Origin of the sequence: Streptomyces sp. NPDC005898, assembly GCF_040629635.1 — a bacterium.
GTDB lineage: Bacteria > Actinomycetota > Actinomycetes > Streptomycetales > Streptomycetaceae > Streptomyces.
The window spans coordinates 102,822-122,347 of the sequence record NZ_JBEXWC010000010.1 but is presented as its reverse complement, the minus strand read 5'-3'; the positions used below and the strand labels follow the sequence as shown (position 1 = coordinate 122,347).

Annotated in this window: 1 protein-coding gene (only partly in view); it reads left to right on the top strand. The window is 75.0% G+C overall.

Annotated features, from left to right (window positions below):
• Nucleotides 1–213 precede the first annotated feature (213 nt).
• A protein-coding gene (locus ABZ385_RS16080) for an amino acid adenylation domain-containing protein (RefSeq protein ID WP_358911816.1) crosses the window boundary here: on the top strand, nucleotides 214–19,526 show its 5' portion. It continues 3,952 nt past the right edge of the window; only the first 19,313 of its 23,265 coding nucleotides appear in the window; the start codon lies at nucleotides 214–216; the stop codon falls past the right edge of the window.

The window sequence follows — 19,526 nt, the reverse complement described above, 5'->3', positions numbered from 1 at the left end:
TGACTGATGCCTCCCCGCACCGGCAGGCACCCTTTCCGTGCGCACGTGAGTTCCGTCTCATGTAGGCCGACCGCGAGCCGACACTCTTGATCGGTGCTGAATATCTTCAGCCCTCATTGACGAATTGTTCACCTTGGACCGCGCCGCATTGTGGCGCGGTGCTGTGGGCCGCCCTAATTCGAGCCGCAAGGCACCCGGATGAGACGAAGGTCTATGGACGACAAGCGTGCTCTTCTCCTGAAGCTGCTGGCATCCGTGCGGCAACAGGCTGCTCCCGCCACCACGTCGCGACGCCCCACCGAGGACATCGCGGTCATCGGCCTCGCGGGGCGCTATCCGCGGGCGCGGACACCGGACGAGCTGTGGCGCAACGTCGTCGAGGGCCGCAACTGCGTCGGCGAGGTGCCCGCGGACCGCTGGGACGTGGACGCGCACTACCACCCGGACGCCAAGGACGGGCGCGCCTACAGCAAGTGGGGCGGCTGGCTCGACGACGTCGACAAGTTCGACCCGCTGCTCTTCCAGATCTCTCCCTCCGACGCGCAGGAGATGGACCCGCAGGAACGTCTCTTCCTGGAGACCGCCTGGGCCGGCATCGAGGACGCCGGGTACCGCCCGCGCGGGCTGGGCGAGCACGGCGCGGTGGGTGTGTTCGCCGGGGTGATGAACAACGACTACGAATGGCTGGCGGGGCACAGCAGCGCCTTCGGCGAGCACACGCACGCGCGCTCCGCCCACTGGTCGGTCGCCAACCGCGTCTCCTACGTCCTCGACCTGCGCGGGCCGAGCCTGACCGTCGACACGGCCTGCTCCGCGTCGCTGACGGCCATCCACCTGGCCTGCGAGAGCCTGCGCCGCGGCGAGTGCGCCATGGCGCTCGCCGGTGGGGTCAACCTCATCCTGCACCCCATGCACCTGCGGATGCTGGCCGACCGTCAGATGATCTCCCGCGGTGCCGAGTGCCGCAGCTTCGGCGCCCACGCGGACGGCTTCGTCGACGGCGAAGGGGTCGGCGCCGTCCTGCTGAAACCCCTGCGGGCGGCCGAGGCCGACGGCGACCGCGTCTACGCGGTGCTCAAGGGATCGGCGATCAACGCCGGCGGCAAGACCAGCGGGTACACCGTGCCGAACCCCACCGCCCAGGCCGAGGTGATCACCGCGGCCCTGCGCCGGGCGGGCGTCGCGCCGGACACCGTCGGCTACGTCGAGGCACACGGCACCGGCACCCCCCTCGGCGACCCCATCGAGATCGCCGGACTGCGTGCGGCCTTCAGCCCCGACGCCGACGGCAGCGCTGCCCCGGGCGGCTGCGCCATCGGCTCCCTCAAGTCCAACATCGGGCACCTGGAGTCGGCGGCGGGCATCGCGGGCCTGACCAAGGTGCTGATGCAGCTCAAGCACGGCGTCCTGCCGCCGTCCCTGCACTCGGCGGAGCTGAACCCCGACATCGACCTGACCGGCACCCCCTTCCACGTACAGCAGGAGGCCGCGCCCTGGCACCGCCCCGTGCTGCGCGACCAGGACGGGCGAGAGACGCACGGGCCGCGCCGGGCCGGCATCAGCTCGTTCGGCGGCGGCGGGGCCAACGCCCACTTGATCGTCGAGGAGTACCTGGCACAGCCGGCCGAGCCAGGCACGTCCGCGCCCGAGAAGTCGCCGGAGGAACTGATCGTCCTGTCCGCGCTGAGCGAGGAGCGGCTGCGGGCCTACGCGCGTGAGCTCGTCGACTTCCTCGACCGGCGGCCGGGCACGGGGCAGCCGCTCGACGAGTGCGTCCGGGTGGCCGCCGACGTCCTGCGGGTCCAGCCGCGGGACCTCGACGCCGATCTCGAACTCGCCGAGTACGGGCTCGGCGCGGCCGAACTGGCCGTGCTCAGTGAACGCCTCGGCCTTCCGACGACCGTCACCGACCGGACCACCCTGCGGGAACTGGCCCGTGCCGGGTCCGACCCCGCGCCGTCCCTCGCCGACGTCGCCCACACGCTGCGAGTCGGCAGGGAGCCGCTCGACGTACGCCTCGCCTTCCCCGCCCGTGAACTGGCCGACGTGCAGGCCGTGTTGCGGGATGTCGCGGACGGCGTGGAGAGTGGCATCGCACTGCACGACGCGGCCCGCGGCCGCCGCGCACTGGCGGCCGACGCGGCCGATCGGCTCGCGCGCGCCCTGAGCGACGGTGACCTGACCGAGGCCGCCCGGCTGTGGACCCAGGGCGCCGAGGCCCGGTGGCCGGACACCGGCGCCCGCCGCATCGGCCTGCCCACGTACCCCTTCGCGCGCAAGCGGTACTGGATACCCGAGCCCCCGCGGGCGGCGGAGCCCCTCCGGGACGCGCTCGCGCGTACGGGCCCCCAGGAGACGCGCACCGAGCCCCAGGAGATACGCGCCGACGCCGCACCCGGCGCTACCACGTCCGCCGCGTCGAAGGCGCGCGAGGACGCCCCGGAGCTGGGCTTCTACCAGCCGGTCTGGTGCCCGCAGGAACGTCCCGGGCCCGCGCACCGCACCACCACCGCCGAAACCGCCGCCGAGGGCCCCGAGGTGGCCGTCCTCACCGCCGGGGAACCCGGCCCGCTCGCCGAGGCGTTACTCCGCCACCACCCCGGCGCCCGCCTCCTGCGGCTCGACCGCGAGGACCCGGCCACCCTGCTCGCCCGGCCCGTGCGGCACCTGTACCACCTCGGCGGACTGCACCGCCCCGACAGCCTCGAAACCGCGCTGCGCGACGGGGTGCTCGCCCTCTTCCGCAGCCACGGCGCCGGCCCCCGGATCACCGTCGTCACCGCCGGCGCCCACGACGACAACCCCCACGCGGCGGCCATCCTCGGATACGCCCAGGTCCTCGCCGCCGAATGCCCGCACCTCGACCTCACCTGCGTCGACATCGAGGGCACCGACACGGCGGAGATTCTGCCCGCGCTCCTGGCCGAACCCCCGCACCCGGCGGGCCGCGCCGTCCTGCTGCGGGCCGGCCGCCGCCACGTCCGGCAGCTCGTGCGCACGCCCGTACCCGCGCCGAGGCGCCCGCCCTACCGCACCGGCGGCACCTACCTCATGGTCGGCGGCAGCGGAGGCATCGGCCGGGCCCTGTCCGAAGAGCTCGCGCACCGCCACCGGGCCCGCATCGTGTGGATCAGCCGAGGCGAACTCGACGCCGAACAGCGCGCCACCGCCGACCGCGTGCGCGAGGCCGGGGGACAGCTGCTGCACCTGCGGGCGGACGCGTCCGACCCCGCGGCGCTGCGCGACGCCGTCGCCGAGGCCCGACGGCGGTTCGGCGCCCCGCACGGCGTCTTCCACGCGGCCATGACGTTCAACGCCAGCACCATCGCCGAGCTGACCGAACCGGAGCTGCGGGCGGCCCTCGCCGCCAAGGTCGACGGTGCCCTCGCGCTCGTGGCGGCGCTGGGCGACGAGCCCCTGGACTTCCTCGCGCTCTTCAGCTCGGTCGGCTCCTTCGTCAGCGCGGCGGGCAACGCCGCCTACGTGGCGGCCAGTTCCTTCCTCGACTCCTACGGGCGCCACCTCGCGACCCGGCTCCCGTATCCCGTACGGGTGGTGAACTGGGGCTACTGGGGGCGGGTCGGCTCCGGGGCGCAGCCCGGGCTCCAGGAGGTGTTCCGCAGGACGGGCGTCGCCGAGTTCACCGTGCGCGAAGGCCTCGACTGCCTGGAGCGGGTGCTGGCCGAAGGCCCCGTCCAGGTCATGCCGATCCGCGCCGACGCGCGGGCCCTCGCGGCCCTCGGCCACCGCGCGTCGCCGCTCGGCGAGCGGTTCACCGCGCCCGCACCGGCCGGGCCCGGCGCCGACGCCGTCATCGAGGGCTACGACCGCCTCTCCGCGCTCTGCGAATCGGCGCTGCTCGGCGTCTACCGGCGGATGGGCGCCTTCCCGCGCCAGGGCGAGCGGGACACCGTCACGGCGCTCGCCGACCGGCTGGGCATCGTGCCCAAGTACCGACGGCTGCACGCGGCCCTGCTCAACATCCTCGCCGACGCCGGGCACCTGAGCGTGCGCGGCGACGCCGTGGAGGTCCTCGCGGCCGACGCGGACCCGGACACGGACGGCACCGGTGGCACGAGCGTCGAGCACGCCGAGCGCGAGCTCGACCGGATCGCCGCCGACCATCCGGACATCCGGGCCACGGTGGAGCTGACCCGGCTGTTCCTGCGCGGCTATCCGCAGGTGCTGCGCGGCGAGACCGGTGCCACCGAGATCATGTTCCCGAACGCGTCGATGGACCTCGTCCAGGACTTCTACCGGGGCAATCCGCTCACCGACTCCCTCAACGAACTCGTCGCCGAAGCGGTCACCGACCACGCCCGGCGGCGCGTCGAGGAACTGGGTGCGGGCGAGCGGCTGCGCGTCGTCGAGTTCGGCGCCGGCACCGGAGCGACCACCGAGCGCGTGCTGCCCGCGCTCTCCGGCTGGGCCGACCGGGCGGAGTACGTCTTCACCGACATCTCGCCGCAGTTCCTGGAGAGCGCCGAGCAGCGGTTCGGCACACGCCATCCGTTCACCCGGTTCCGTACGCTCAACCTCGAACGCGATCTCGCGGAACAGGGCCACACCCCCGGCAGCGCCGACATCGTCGTGGCCACCAACGTCGTGCACGCCACCGGCGACCTGCGCGCCACCCTGCGCAAGGCACGGGAGCTGCTGCGTCCCGGCGGCAGACTCGTGCTCAACGAACTGACCGCGATCCGCAGCAGCATCACCGTCACCGGCGGGGTCCTCGACGGCTGGTGGGCCTTCACCGACGAGGAACTGCGCATCAAGGACGCGCCCCTGGCCACCGCGCAGACCTGGCAACGGCTCCTCCTGGAGGAGGGCTTCGCCGACGCCCTGGTCCTGGACCGGGGCGCCCACCTCGGCCAGCACGTGATCATCGGTGTGAACGCGGGCGCCGGCCACCGCGCCCCGGTGAGCGCCCCGGACAGGACCGTGCCGCCCGCCGCGGCCTCCTCCTCCGGCCACGGCCCACTGGACACGCTCCGCGGCATCGTCACGGCCACCCTCAAACTGGACGAGCCCCTCGACCCCGACCGGCTCCTCGCGGACTACGGCTTCGACTCGCTGAGCGGCATGAAGATCGCCGCCGTGATCGAGGAGGACCTGGGCGTCCGGCTGCGGCTGAGCGACCTCCTGGAGCACGCCACCCTGCGCGAGCTGAGCGACCACATCGGCGAGCTGACCGGCGCGGTGTCCGAGAGCGCCGCCCCGGCGGCACCCCTCCGCTTCCCCCTGTCCGCCGGCCAGCGCGCCCTGAGCGTCATCGAGCAGACGGCGCCCGGCACGTACGCCTACAACCTGCCGCTCGCGTTCTGGCTGGAACCGGGGACCGACCCGGCCGCCCTCCGCGAGGCGCTGCAGACCATGGTGGACCGCCACCCCCAGCTCCGCGCCCGCCTGGACGGCGACCACCAGATCGTGGAGGCGCGACAGCAACTGGCCTTCACCGAAAGGCGGTTGGACACCTCGTCCGTGGACGCCGTGCGCGAGGCGGCCAGGGAGTGCGTCCGCGAACCCTTCGACCTGGGGCGCGGGCCCCTGCTGCGGGTCACGCTCTTCACCCTCGCCGACGCCCGGCACGTGCTGCTGCTCACCTTCCACCACATCGTCTTCGACGGCCTGTCCATCGCCGTCTTCCTGCGCGAGCTGTCCGCGTACTACCGGGGACAGCCGCCCGCCGTCGAACCGCCCGCCACCTTCGCGGACTTCGTCGACTGGCAGCGGGACCTGCTCGGCTCACCGCGCGGCGAGCAGCTGCGCGCGTACTGGCTGCGCCGGCTCTCCGGCGACCTGCCCACCCTGCAACTCCCCTTCGACCGGCCCCGCCCGGCGGTGCCCGGCCACCGGGGAGCCTCCGTCGAAGGGCGCCTGGAGGCGGCAAGCGTCCGGGCGGCACGGGACCTCGCGGGCGAGGAGCGGACCTCCCTCTTCTCGGTGCTCCTCACCGTCTACACGACACTCCTGCACCGCTACTCCCAGCAGGACCGCGTCCTCATCGGCACCCCGGTGGCCGGACGGCCCTCCGCCCGCTACGCCGACGTCCTCGGCTACTTCATGAACATGGTCGTCCTCAAGCACGACATCGCGGACGGCCAGGACTTCCGCGGCCTGCTGCGCCAGGTGCGGGACACCACCCTGGAGGCCCTGGAGCACAGCGACTACCCGCTGCTGAGCCTCGCCGAGGAGCTGCGCGCCTCGCGCCTGTTCGACACCGCCTTCTACTTCCAGAACTGGGTCGAGGACGACACCGACGTCCGCCCGGTCGCCGGCGTGTTCCACGGTGTCCATCAGGAGGGCGAGTTCGACCTCACCCTGGAGGTCGTGGAGGAGCGCGAGGGCGCCCGCTACTGCCTCAAGTACGACCCGGACCTCTTCGACGAGGACACCGTGCGCGGGATCGGCGAGCACTTTTGCCTGCTGCTCGACTCCGCCCTCGCCACCCCCGACCGCGAGCTGGGCGCGCTGTCCCTGCGCAGCCCCGCCGACACCGCCCGCGCCCAGGAGCGGCAGCGGCTCACGCGCCGCGACTTCCCCGCCGACCGCGTGCTGCCCGCCCTCCTCGCCGAACAGGCCCTGCGCACCCCCGACGCCGTGGCGGTGACCGACCGCCACACGGCGCTGACCTACCGTGAACTGACCGCGCGCGTCACCGCGCTGGCGGCCCGCCTGCGGGGCCGGGGAGTGGCGCCGGGACGCAACGTCGGGGTGCTCGTCGACCGGTCCGCCGACATGCTCGTCGCCCTGCTCGGCGTCCTCGCCGCGGGCGGCGCCTACGTGCCGCTCGACCCCGGCTACCCGGCCGAACGGCTGCGGTACATGGCCGAGGACGCCGGACTGCACCTGCTGATCACCGGCCCGGGGGTCCGCGTCGACCTCGGCGCGCCGGTCCTGGCCATCGACGCCGATGACGCGCCCACGGGCGTCCCCGAGACGGGCGAACTCCCCGCGCCCGGACCGGACGACACCGCGTACGTGATCTACACCTCGGGCTCCACCGGCCGCCCCAAGGGCGTCCAGGTGCCGCACCGGGCGCTGGCCAACCTGCTCCTGTCCATGGCCGAGGAGCCGGGACTGACGGACAAGGACCATCTGCTCGCCCTCACCACCGTCTGCTTCGACATCGCCGCGCTCGAACTGTTCCTGCCGCTGATCACCGGCGGCCGGGTGGAGATCGTGCCCGCCGAGGTCGCGCGGGACGGCGTCCTCCTGCGCAAACTTCTGGAGTCCAGCCCCGCCACCGTCGTCCAGGCGACCCCCGCCACCTGGAAGATGCTGCTCGCGGCCGGCTGGACGGGAGCACCGGAGCTGAAGGTGCTGTGCGGGGGAGAGGCCCTGGACCAGGACACCGCGGAGCTGTTGCTCGCCCGCGCGGGCCAGGTGTGGAACATGTTCGGACCCACCGAGACCACCATCTGGTCGGCCGTGTGCCGGCTCAACCCCGGCGAGCGCGTCACCATCGGCCACCCCATCGCCAACACCGGCCTGTACGTCCTCGACGCGCGGGGCAGGGCGGTGCCGCCCGGGATGCCCGGCGAGCTGTACATCGGCGGCGCGGGCCTGGCCACGGGCTATCTGGGCCGCCCCGAACTGACCGCCGAACGGTTCGTCACCCTTGACGGCGAGCGCCGGTACCGCACCGGTGACCTGGTGCGCGAACTGCCCGACGGCCGCATCGAGTACCTGGGCAGGCTCGACGCCCAGGTGAAGGTGCGCGGCTTCCGGATCGAGCCCGGCGAGGTCGAGGCCGCGCTGCGCGCGCGGGACGGCGTCCGCGAGGCCGCCGTGGTCGCCCGGCCGGTCGGCGGCGAGAACGTGCTGCACGCCTTCCTCGTCCTCGACGCGGGAGCCACCACCCCGCCCCGCGACGCGCTCGCCGAGCGGCTGCCCGCCCACATGGTCCCCGACGTCCTGGTGGAGCTGGACGCCCTGCCCCGGACGCTCAACGGCAAGGTGGACCGCGGCAGACTGGGCCGGGCACCGCTGGCGGAGCTGCGCGGCGAGGCGTCTGCGCCGGAGCTGCGCGGCGGGGCGCCGACGGGCGAGCCAGGGAGCACGGGTGGTGCGGCCGCGCGCCTGACCGAGGCCGCCGCCCGTACCGCCGCCGCCCGTACGGCTGCCGCCCGCATCCCCGAGCTGAGCGGCCTCATCGCCGACATCCTCGACACCGACCCCGGGCAGATCCCCGCCGACGTACCGCTCGGCCGGCTCGGCATGAACTCGATCAGCTTCACCGTCCTGAGCACGCGCGTCAGCGAGCGGTACGGGATCGAGGTCCTGCCCACGCTGTTCTACCGCCATCCCACCGTCGCCGCCGTCGCCGCGCACCTGAGCGAGGTCCTCGGGGACACCGCCGATGCCGCCGCCTCCGCCACCGCCGCCACCGCCGCTGAGGAAACCCCCGCCGGAACCGAACCGGCCGAGGCCGTGCCCGACGCAGGCCGTGCCGCCCCCCGCGGCGGCGACGTGGCCATCGTCGGCATGGCCGGACGGTTCCCCGGCTCCGCCGACCTCACGGAGTTCTGGGACCACCTGGAGCAGGGCAGGGACCTCGTCACCGAGATCCCCGGCGACCGCTGGGACTGGCGGGCGCACACCGGCACGTCCCGTTCGCGCTGGGGCGGCTTCCTCCCCGGCGTGGACCGCTTCGACGCCGCCTTCTTCGGCATCTCGCCGCGCGAGGCCGAGCTGATGGACCCCCAGCAGCGGCTGCTCCTCGAAGTGGTGTGGACGGCGATCGAGGACGCCGGGTACCGCGCGAGCGACCTCGCGGGCAAACGCGTCGGCGTCTTCATCGGCACCACCAACTCCGACTACGCCGAAGTGCAGCGCGCCGGCGGCAGGTCGGCCGAGGCGCACACGCTCACCGGCGCCGCGCTGTCGGTCATCCCCAACCGTGTCTCCTACCTCCTCGACCTGCGCGGACCGAGCGTCGCGGTCGACACCGCCTGCTCCAGCTCGCTCACCGCCGTCCACCAGGCCGTCGGCGCGCTGCGCGAGGGCAGCTGCGACCTCGCCGTCGCGGGCGGCGTGAGCCTCATCCTCGACCCCCGCCTCTACGACGCCCTGAGCCGCAACGAGATGCTCAGCGAGGACGGCCGCTGCAAGGCCTTCGACGCCTCCGCCAACGGCTATGTGCGGGGCGAGGGCGTGGGCGTCGTCGTCCTCAAGGACCACGCGCGGGCCCGCCGCGACGGCGACCGCGTCGCCGCGGTGATCAAGGCCGTCGCCGTCAACCACGGCGGCCGCACCACCTCCCTCACCTCGCCCAGCCCGCACGCGCAGGCGGAACTGCTGGTCGAGGCCTACCGCGCGGCCGGCGTCGACCCCCGCACGGTCGGCTACATCGAGGCGCACGGCACCGGCACGGCCCTCGGCGACCCCATCGAGATCAGCGGCCTGACCGAGGCCTTCGAACGGCTCGCCGGGGACGGCGCGGCGACCGGAGCCGAGGGCCCGCGCTGCGGCATCGGCTCGGTGAAGACCAACATCGGCCACCTGGAGGCCGCCGCGGGCATCGCCGGACTGCTCAAGGTGGTCCTCGCGCTGCGCCACCGGACCATCCCGGCCAGCCTGCACTTCCGCGAGCGCAACCCCTATCTCGACCTGGACGGCGGCCCCTTCGAGATCGTGGACACCACCCGGCCGTGGCCCGCGCCGCCCGCCGCGGACGGCGCGCAGCCGCTCCGCCGCGCGGGCGTCAGCTCCTTCGGCTTCGGCGGCGCCAACGCCCACGTGGTGATCGAGGAGGCCCCGGCGGGAGCGGACGCCGCGCCCGCCGACGACAGCACGGACGCGGAGCTGTTCATCCTGTCGGCGCGGACCGAACGGGCCCTGCGGGCACAGGCCGGGCGGCTCGCCGCGCACATACGCGCCGCGCAACCCGCGCCCGCCGACGTCGCCCACACCCTGCGCGTCGGCCGCGAGGCCATGGACGAGCGGCTGGCCTTCGTGGCCCGCGGCCGCGCCGAACTCCTCGCCCGTCTCGACGCCTGCGCCGAGGGCCGGGACCCCGAGGGCGCGCTGCGCGCCCGGGTCGGCGCGGCGCAGCGCCGCACCGCCGCCACGCGGGGCAACGCCTGGCGGGAGTTCGTCCGGGCGCTGTCCGCCGAGGGCGACCTCGAGTCGCTGGCCCGGCTCTGGACCGACGGCGCCGACGTGGACTGGTCCTGGCTGCCGCGAGGGCGCCGCATCGGGCTGCCGACGTATCCGTTCGAGCCGACCCGGCACTGGGTCGACGCCGCCCCCGGCGCCCCGGCCACGGCCGCCGCACGCCCCGCGTCGTCGGCGCTGCTCGACGAGAACGTCTCGACCTTCGGCGGGACCGCCTTCGCCAAACACCTCACCGGCGCGGAGTTCTACCTGGCCGACCACCGGGTCGGCGACGAACTCGTGCTGCCCGGCGTGGTCTACCTGGAGATGGCCCGGCTCGCCGGCGAGCGCGCCCACGGCACCGCCCTCGTACGGCGCGTCGACGAGATCGTCTGGGCCGCGCCCGTCACGCTCCCGCCCGGCGCCTCGCGGGACGTCCGGGTGGTGGTCGCGCCCTCCGGCGCCTTCGAGATCACGGGCGAGCGTCCGCACGCGAGGGGCCGCCTGGTGTTCGGCCAGGACGGCACCGGGCAGGACGCGGCGCCCGCGCCGATCGACCCGGCCGCCGTACGCGCCCGGTGCGGCGAGCGCAGGACCCGCGAGGACTGCTACGCCTACTTCGCGGACCTCGGCTTCCGGTACGGTCCCGCCTTCCAGGTCATCGAGGAACTGGCCCTCGGCGACGGCGAGGCCCTGGCACGGCTGCGCCGTCCCGAGGTCGGCGACCACCGCTTCCACCCCTCGCTGCTCGACGGGGCCCTGCAGGCCGCGGGCCACCTGGTGCGCGGCACGACGGCACACCTGCCGTACTCGATCGGTTCCGTACGCCTCTTCGGTGAGCTGCCCGCCGACTGCCTCGCCCATGTCGTCGCGGTGGAGGGCAGGACCGACGCCCAGGTCTTCGACATCAGCCTGACCGCGCCCGACGGCACGGTCGTCGCGCGCGTCGAGCGGTTCACACTGCGGGCCGTGCCGGACGCCGGGCGCGACCTGCCCGGGCCGGCCGAGCGCGCCGTGCTCGCCTTCGAGCCGTACTGGCAGGAGGCACCGGCCGCCACCGCGCAGGCCGAGCCGGCCGGGCCGCTGGCCGTCATCGACGCCGGGGACGGCTCCGCCGAGGCCCTGCGCGACGAGCTCGCCGTGCTCGCCCCGCGCCTGGACGTCGTGCTCGGCGCCCGCCCGGACGCCTCGCACCTCGTGCACCTCGCCGCGGGCGGGTCCACCAGCGACCTCGAAGAGGCGCTGCGCGCCGGCTTCCACACCGCCCTCGACGTGTGCCGGACCCGGATCGCGGAGCACGAAGGGCCGCTGCGCTACCTGTTCGTCCACCAGGACCGGGCAGGAGCCGCAGGGGCGGCGCACGCCGCGCTTGACGGGTTCGCCCGCTGCATCGGCCAGGAACACCCCGGCATCCGGATGAGCGTGCTCACGCACACCGGCTCGCCCTCCGCCCGCGACCTCGCCGAGCTGGTGCTCGCCGAACTCCCGGCCGACGCGCCGGAGGTACGCCACGACGGGCACCGCAGGCTCGTGCGCGCCTGGCGCGAGAGCACGCTCCCCGCGACGGGCGACGCGGCCTCGCCCCTGGCGGCGGCCGGGGCGCACCTCGTCACGGGCGGCACGGGCAAGCTCGGCATGCTGGTCGCGGAGCGGATCGCCCGGCACCCGGGCGCCGGAGTCGTCCTCATCGGCCGGTCCGACCCGGCCGAGCCGCTGCCCGAGGGCTGGCTGCACGTCCGGGCCGACGTGAGTGTGCGCGCGGACGTCGAGCGGGCGGTGGCCGAGGCCAGGCGCCGGTTCGGCCGGATCGCCGGCGTGGTGCACGCGGCCGGTGCGCTCCGTGACGGGCTCGTCCTCCACAAGAGCCGTGCGGACGCCGACGCGGTGCTCGCGCCCAAGGTGCGCGGCCTGGTCCACCTCGACGAGGCGACCCGCGCGGACGCCCCCGAGTACTTCGTGGCGTTCGGCTCGACGGCCGCGGTCTTCGGCAACGTCGGCCAGAGCGACTACGCGTACGCCAACAGCTTCCTCGACCACTACCTGGAGCGGCGCCCCGGCGGCGGCCTCGCCGTCGACTGGTCGCTGTGGCGCGACGGCGGCATGTCCCTCACCGCCGACGCACGCGAGGCCATGCGCCGCGAGTTCGGCATGGAACCGCTGCCCGCGCAGGCCGCCCTCGACGCCCTGGAGGCGGCCCTGCGCGGCGGCGCCTCCCGCCTCCTGCTGACCGCGGGGGACCGCGCGCGGATCGGCGAGGCGCTGCGCGACACCGCGCGGCCGCCTCGGCCCGCGGCCGCGCGCCCCCGGGCCGAGGACACGGACAGCGGCGACCTGCGCGCCCCCATGGTCGCCTACCTCCGCGAACTCCTCGCCGAAGAGCTGAAGATGGCCCTGGAGGATGTCGCCGAGGACGAGGCCTTCGACCACTACGGCGTCGACTCCCTCCTCGTGCTGAGTCTGACGCGGTCACTGGAGGAACGTTTCGGGCCGCTCTCCAAGACGCTGTTCTTCGAGTACCTGACCATCGGCGAGCTGGCCGACTTCCTGGTCGCCCAGCACCCGGCCGAGGCGCGCGCCTTCCTCGCGCCCGCCGCCCACGGCGTCGCGCCCGCCGGGGACGACACCTCGGAAACGGCCCTCACCCCCGCGCCCGCCCCGTACGCCGCCCCGCCCGCGCCGCTGCCCGAACGGGACGACGACGACATCGTGATCGTCGGTGTGGCCGGCCGCTACCCCGGGGCCGACGACCTCGGACAGTTCTGGCGCAACCTGCGGGAGGGCAGGGACTGCGTGACGGAGGTTCCCGCGGACCGGTGGGACCACGACCGGTTCTACGACCCCGACCGCGCCACCCCCGGCAAGACGTACGCCAAGTGGGGCGGCTGGCTCTCCGACGTCGCCTCCTTCGACCCGATGTTCTTCCGCATGTCCCAGGTGGAGGCGGAACACATCGACCCGCAGGAGCGGATCTTCCTCCAGACGGTCTGGCACCTCCTGGAGGACGCGGGCACCTCGCGCGCCGCCCTCTCGAAGGTCCGCACCGGCGTCTTCGTCGGCCTGATGTACGGCCACTACCAGCTCTACGGTGTCGACGAGGCGCTGCGCGGCACCGGGGCGGCCACCTCGTCCTCGTACGCGTCGGTGGCCAACCGCGTCTCGTACTTCTTCGACTTCGACGGCCCGAGCATCGCCCTGGACACCATGTGCTCGTCCTCGCTCACCGCCCTGCACCTCGCCTGCCGGGCGATCAGGGACGGCGACTGCGACGTCGCCGTGGCAGGCGGGGTCAACATCTCCAGCCACCCGCTCAAGTACCTCCAGCTCGCCAAGGGCGGCTTCCTCTCCACCGACGGCCGCTGCCGCAGTTTCGGCGAGGGCGGCGACGGCTACGTGCCCGCCGAGGGCTCGGGGGCCGTGCTGCTCAAGCGCCGCTCGGCGGCCGAGGCCGACGGCGACCGCGTCCTCGCGGTGGTCAGGTCGACGGCCGTCAACCACGGCGGGGCGGGCAAGGGCTTCAGCGTGCCCAACCCCAAGGCGCAGGGCGTGCTGATCGGCGAGGCACTCGACCGGGCGGGCCGCACCCCGGCACAGCTCGACTACCTGGAGGCGCACGGCACCGGCACCTCGCTCGGCGACCCGGTGGAGATCACCGGCCTGGTCCGCGCCTTCCAGGGACACGACCTGACGGGCGTACGCATCCCCATCGGCTCGGTCAAGTCCAACATCGGGCACGCCGAGTCGGCCGCGGGCATGGCCGCGCTCACCAAGGTGCTGCTGCAACTGCGCCACCGGGAACTCGTGCCCTCCCTGCACGCCGAACGCCTCAACCCGCACCTCGACCTGGACGCCACCCCCTTCCGCCTCCAGCGCGAGCGGGCACCCTGGACGCCGCGCGTCGACGCCGCGGGCCGACCCCTGCCCCGTACCGCCGGCATCAGCGCGTTCGGCGCGGGCGGCGGCAACGCCCACGTGATCCTGGAGGAGTACGTGTCCCCGACGCAGCCGCCCGCGCAGGAGCCGCCGTACGTGTGCGTGCTCTCCGCGCGGGACGCCGAGCGGCTCGACGAACACATCGCGCGCACGGCCGACTTCCTGCGCGGCGAGGGACGTGACACCCACCCGGCCGCGATCGCCGCGACGCTGCGCACCCGCGAGCCGATGGCGCACCGCCTCGCCGTGGTCTTCGACGCCGTGGACGACCTCGCGGACGCCCTGGAGGGCCACCTCGCGGGGGCCGACTCGCCGCGCGTCATGACCGGCACCGCGAGCCGCTCGGCCGCACCGGCCACCGGCCGCGGCGCGCCCGAACTCGCCGCGGCCTGGGTGCGCGGCGCCCACGTCGACTGGCCCGGCGGCGGACCCCGCGTCTCCCTGCCCGGCTACCCCTTCGCCCGGGAGCGCTGCTGGCTGCCCGCCGCCGACGCCGTGCGCCGGCCGCCCGTCGCCGAACCGCGCGGCGAGGTGGTGCTCTCCACCGAGACGCCGGTCATCGCCGGCCACCGCGTCCAGGGCCGCGCGCTGCTGCCCGCCCTCGCCTACCCCGACCTCATCGCCAAGGTCTTCCGCGACCACGGGTACGCCGTGGAACGGCTGACGGTGCGCGACCTCACCGCGCTGCGCCCGCTCGACGTCACCGACGGACCCGTGACCGCCGAGATCCGCTGCGCCCCGGCCGGCGAGGGCCGCTGGCAGGTCACGGTGGGCGACGGCGATCCCTACGCCACCGCCGAGGTGGTCCTCACCGAAGCCCCCGCCTTCCGCGACCGGCTCGACGGCCATCCGCTCGGCACACCGGCCCCGCTCGCCGAGACCTACGACAGGGACAGCGGCAACGGCCAGCACTACAGCGGCGCCGCGCGCGCCGAGGGCACCGTCCGCGCCGATCAGGAGCGGTTGACCGCGGAACTGCGGGCTCCCGGCGGCGACTTCCTGATCCACCCCGCCCTGCTGCTCGCCGGCGCGGTCGCGGCCGGTTCGCTGCTCGACACCGACGGCCAGGCGTTCCTGCCGCTGCACATCGGTTCCTTCCGCACGGCGGGGCCGCTGACCGGCGCCTGCACGGCGCGGGTGCGGCGTGCCTCGGTGAGCCGCAGGGGCGAGGTCGCCCGGTTCTCCGTGGACTTCTTCGACCCCCGGGGACGCCAGGTGGCCGAACTGACCGAGCTGTCCAGCAAGGCCGTGTCAGGGGCGTCCACCCCGGCCCGGACCGCCGCTTCCGCCCCGGCCGCCGAGCCCGAGGCCGGCCACGTCGAGGACTTCCTGCGCAGGCTGCTCGCCGAACGCCTCGGCACGGACGCGCGGTCGGTGCCCGTCACCGCCGGCTACTACGAACTCGGCCTGGAGTCCGCGCAGGTGCTCGGCCTGGTCGAGGCCGTACGGGAAGTGGTGGGGCAGGAGCTGGAACCCACACTGCTCTTCGAGTACACCACCGTGCGCGACCTGGCCGCCCACCTCGCGGCACGCTTCCCCGACGCCTTCGGGGACCCCGCCGCGAACCCCGTCGGACCCGCCGCCCGGAGCACGGCCGCCGACACCGGGGCCGGCACAAGCCCAGAGGCCGGCACGAACCCCGAGACCGGCACGGGCACCGGCACCGGCACCGGCAAGGGCACCGGCCTCGCCCGTGTCCGGCGGGACGCCGTCATCCCGCCCGCACCCGCGCCCGCCGCCCTCCCGGCCCAGGAACTCGACCGCCTGATCGCCCGCCAGGTGCTGCTCCGCCTGTGCGCGGCCGGGCTCTTCACCGACGCCCGCACCGAGTCCGTGGACGGGATCGCGCGGCACCTCGGCGTCGTCGACAAGTACCGGCGCTGGCTCGACGAGGCCGCCCGGCTGCTGACCGCCACCGGTCTGACGCGACGGCACGGCGACGTCCTGGAACTCGCGGGGGAACGGCCCCCGGCCCACGACGCCGCGTGGGCGGCCGTGCGCGAGCGCTTCGCGACCGACCCCTACTGGGACGCGCAGCTCTCCCTCGTCCAGGAGTGCGTGGAACGGCTCCCCGAGATCCTGTCCGGCGCGCTGCCCGCGACCGACGTGCTCTTCCCCGGCGGCTCCATGGCCAGGCTCACCGCCGTCTACCAGGGCAACGCCGTCGCCGACCGGCTCAACGACGTGGTGGCCGAGGTCACCGCCACGGCGGTGCGCGAACGCCTCGCGCGGGACGCCTCGGCCACCGTCCGCGTCGCCGAGGTCGGCGCGGGCACCGGCGGCACCACCGCCGCCGTCCTGCCCCGCCTCGACCCGTACGCCGACCACCTGGAGTACTGGTACACCGACCTCTCCCCGGCCTTCCTCGACCAGGCCGAAAGCCGCTTCGGACCCGGCAGGGACCATCTGCGCTACGGCCGTTGGGACGTCACCGCGCCCGGCGCCGGCGAACGGCTCACCGGCGGCGACTGCGACGTCATCGTGGCGACCAACGTGCTCCACGCCACCCGCGACATCCGCGCCGTCCTGCGCAACCTCGCGGCGGCCCTGCGCCCCGGCGGCGTCCTCGTCGTCAACGAGGTCACCCGCAAGTCCGCCGTCCTCACCCTCACCTTCGGCCTCCTCGACGGCTGGTGGCTCTACGACGACGAGGACGTACGGCTCCCCGGCGCGCCGCTCCTGTCCGCGTCCCGCTGGCAGGAGGTGCTGCGCGACACCGGCTACGGCGAGGTGTGGCGGCCGGTCGCCGAGCCGGACGCCTTCGGCGAGGTCTTCGTCGCCCAGCGGGGCCGGGGCGAGGTGGCACCGCCCGAGGGCACGCGTCTGCTCGTACGGCGGTGGGAGCCCGCTCCCGCCCTCGCGGGCCGCGCGCCGGCCGCCATGGCCGTCCTCGGGGCGGGGCCGCACGCCGCCCGCCTCGCGGACGCCCTGCCCGGTGCCCGCCTGATCGGCTCCGCGGCCGACGTGGACGACCGCTTCGACGCGCTGGTCGACCTCGGCGGGCTCGGCCTCGACGACTGGCTGCCGGTGCTCCAGCGCATGGCCGGGCGCGAGGCGCTGCTGCTCGGCGTCGGCCCGGGTGACGCCCGCGCCGGGCTCTACCGGATGCTGCAGAGCGAGTACGGGCGCGTCCGCTCCCGCTACCTGGAGGCCGACCCCGCGGACGCGGAGCTGGCGGACCTCGTGGCGCGCGAACTGGCCGAAGGCGGCGACGACACCGAGGTCACCTACCGCCGGGGAACCCGGCAGCGGGCCGTCCTCGAAGCGCTGCCCGCCGCCATGGGCGCCCCCGTCGACTTCCCCGCGCACGAGCCGCTGCTCATCACCGGCGGCACCCGCGGCATCGGCCTCGCGCTCGCCGGGCACGCGGTCAGGGAGTGGGGCGCGAGGACCCTCGTCCTCACCGGGCGCGAGCAGCTGCCGCCGCGAGCGGAGTGGGCACGGCACGGCACGGACACCGCGCTCGGCCGCAAGCTCGCCGGGCTGCGCGCGCTGGAGCGCGACGGGGTCCGCCTGAAGGTCCTCTCGCTGCCGCTGGGCGAGGACGCGGACGCCGTCCGCACCGCCGTGGACGAGATCCGCGGGGAGTTCGGGCCGATCGGCGGGGTGCTGCACGCCGCCGGACTCGTGGACCGGGACAACCTCGCCTTCGTACGCAAGCCGGTCGAGGCCGTGCGCGCGGTGCTCGGCCCCAAGACGGCCGGGGTCGACGCCCTTCTCGACGCGCTGGCCGGCGATCCGCTGCGGTTCTGCGTGCTGTTCTCCTCCGTCGCCTCGATGGTCCCCGCCGCGGCCGTGGGACAGAGCGACTACGCGATGGCCAACGCCCACCTGGACGCCGTCGCCCGCCGCGCGCCCCACGGGCTGCCCGTGGTGAGCGTGGCCTGGCCGAGCTGGCGGGGCGTCGGCATGGGCGGTGAACGCCCGGGACCCGGCTACCGGGCCACCGGTCTCGGCGAACTCTCCGAGGCGCAGGGGCTGCGGCTGCTCGACCACATCCTGTCCACCGGGGTGGGCCCCGTCGTCCTGCCGGCGATCGTCGCCCCGGAGTGGACGCCACGGGAACTGCGGGTCCGCGCGGCCAAGACGCCGGCCCCCGCGGCCGTGCCCGCCACGAACGGCACGAACGGCACGAACGGCACGGCGCGCACGGGCGGTGGCACGGACGCCGCCGAGCAGGCCGAGGCGTGGCTGATCGGCCTGCTGGCCGATGAACTCGGCTTCGACCGCGCCCGCTTGGCCGCCGACGTGCCGATCTCCGACTACGGCACCGACTCGATCATGATGGTCCAGATCCTGCGCAAGGTCGGCGCCGAACTGGACGTCGACCTCGACCCCTCGGTCCTCGTGGACCACCCCACCGTGGAGTCCTTCGTCGGCTGGCTCACCGCCCACCACGGGCAGGCCCTCGCCGCGGTCTTCGGCGGCACGGCACCCGAGGCCGTCGTCGATCCGGCACCCGCGGCCTTCGGCGGCACGACACCCGCGGCCGCCCAGGACCGTTCCCCGGTCACCGTCACCGTGCCCGCGGAGCGTCACCGGGCGCCCGCCGGCGCCCCGGACGACATCGCCGTGGTCGGTATGTCCGGCCGCTTCCCCGGCGCCCCCGACCTCGACGCCTACTGGCGGCTGCTCAGCGAGGGCCGCTCGGCGATCGCCCCCGTGCCCGCGGGGCGCTGGGGCGGCGCGACCGGGTACACCGCGGGCCTGCTCGACCTCGACGGGTTCGACCCCGGCCACTTCCACCTCTCCGACGCCGACGCCGCCGCCATGGACCCGCAGGCGCTGCTGCTCCTCGAAGAGACGCTGTTCGCGCTCTGCGACGCGGGCTACGCCCCCGACGAGGTGAAGGGCCGCGACATCGGCGTGTACGTGGGCGGGCGCACCCGGCACGCCCCGGACGAGGCCACCCTCGCCCGCAGCCGCAACCCCGTGGTCGCCGTCGGCCAGAACTACCTGGCCGCCAACCTGTCGCACCACTTCGACCTGCGCGGCCCCAGCACGGTCGTGGACACCGCCTGCTCCTCCGCGCTCGTGGCCCTGCACCACGCCGCCCAGGCACTGCGCTCCGGCGACATCGAGGCCGCCGTGGTCGCCGGCATCACGCTGCTGCCCGACGCCGGCGGGCACCGCCTGTTCGACCGGCGGGGACTGCTCAACACCGGCACGGAGTTCCACGTCTTCGACCGGCGTGCCCACGGCTTCACGCCCGCCGAGGGCGTCGGCGTCCTCCTGCTCAAGCCGCTCGCCGCGGCCGAGGCGGCCGGCGACCGCGTGCACGCGGTGCTCAAGGCGGTGGCCGTCAACAACGACGGCAGGACCGCGGGCCCCGCGACCCCCAACCCGGGCGCCCAGCGCGGCGTCATGGCCCGCGCCCTCGCGAAGTCCGGGGTCTCCGCCGACGACGTCACGTACATCGAGACCAACGCGGCGGGCTCCCAGATCCCCGACCTGATCGAGCTGAAGGCCATCGCGGCCGTCTACCGCGACGGTTCCGA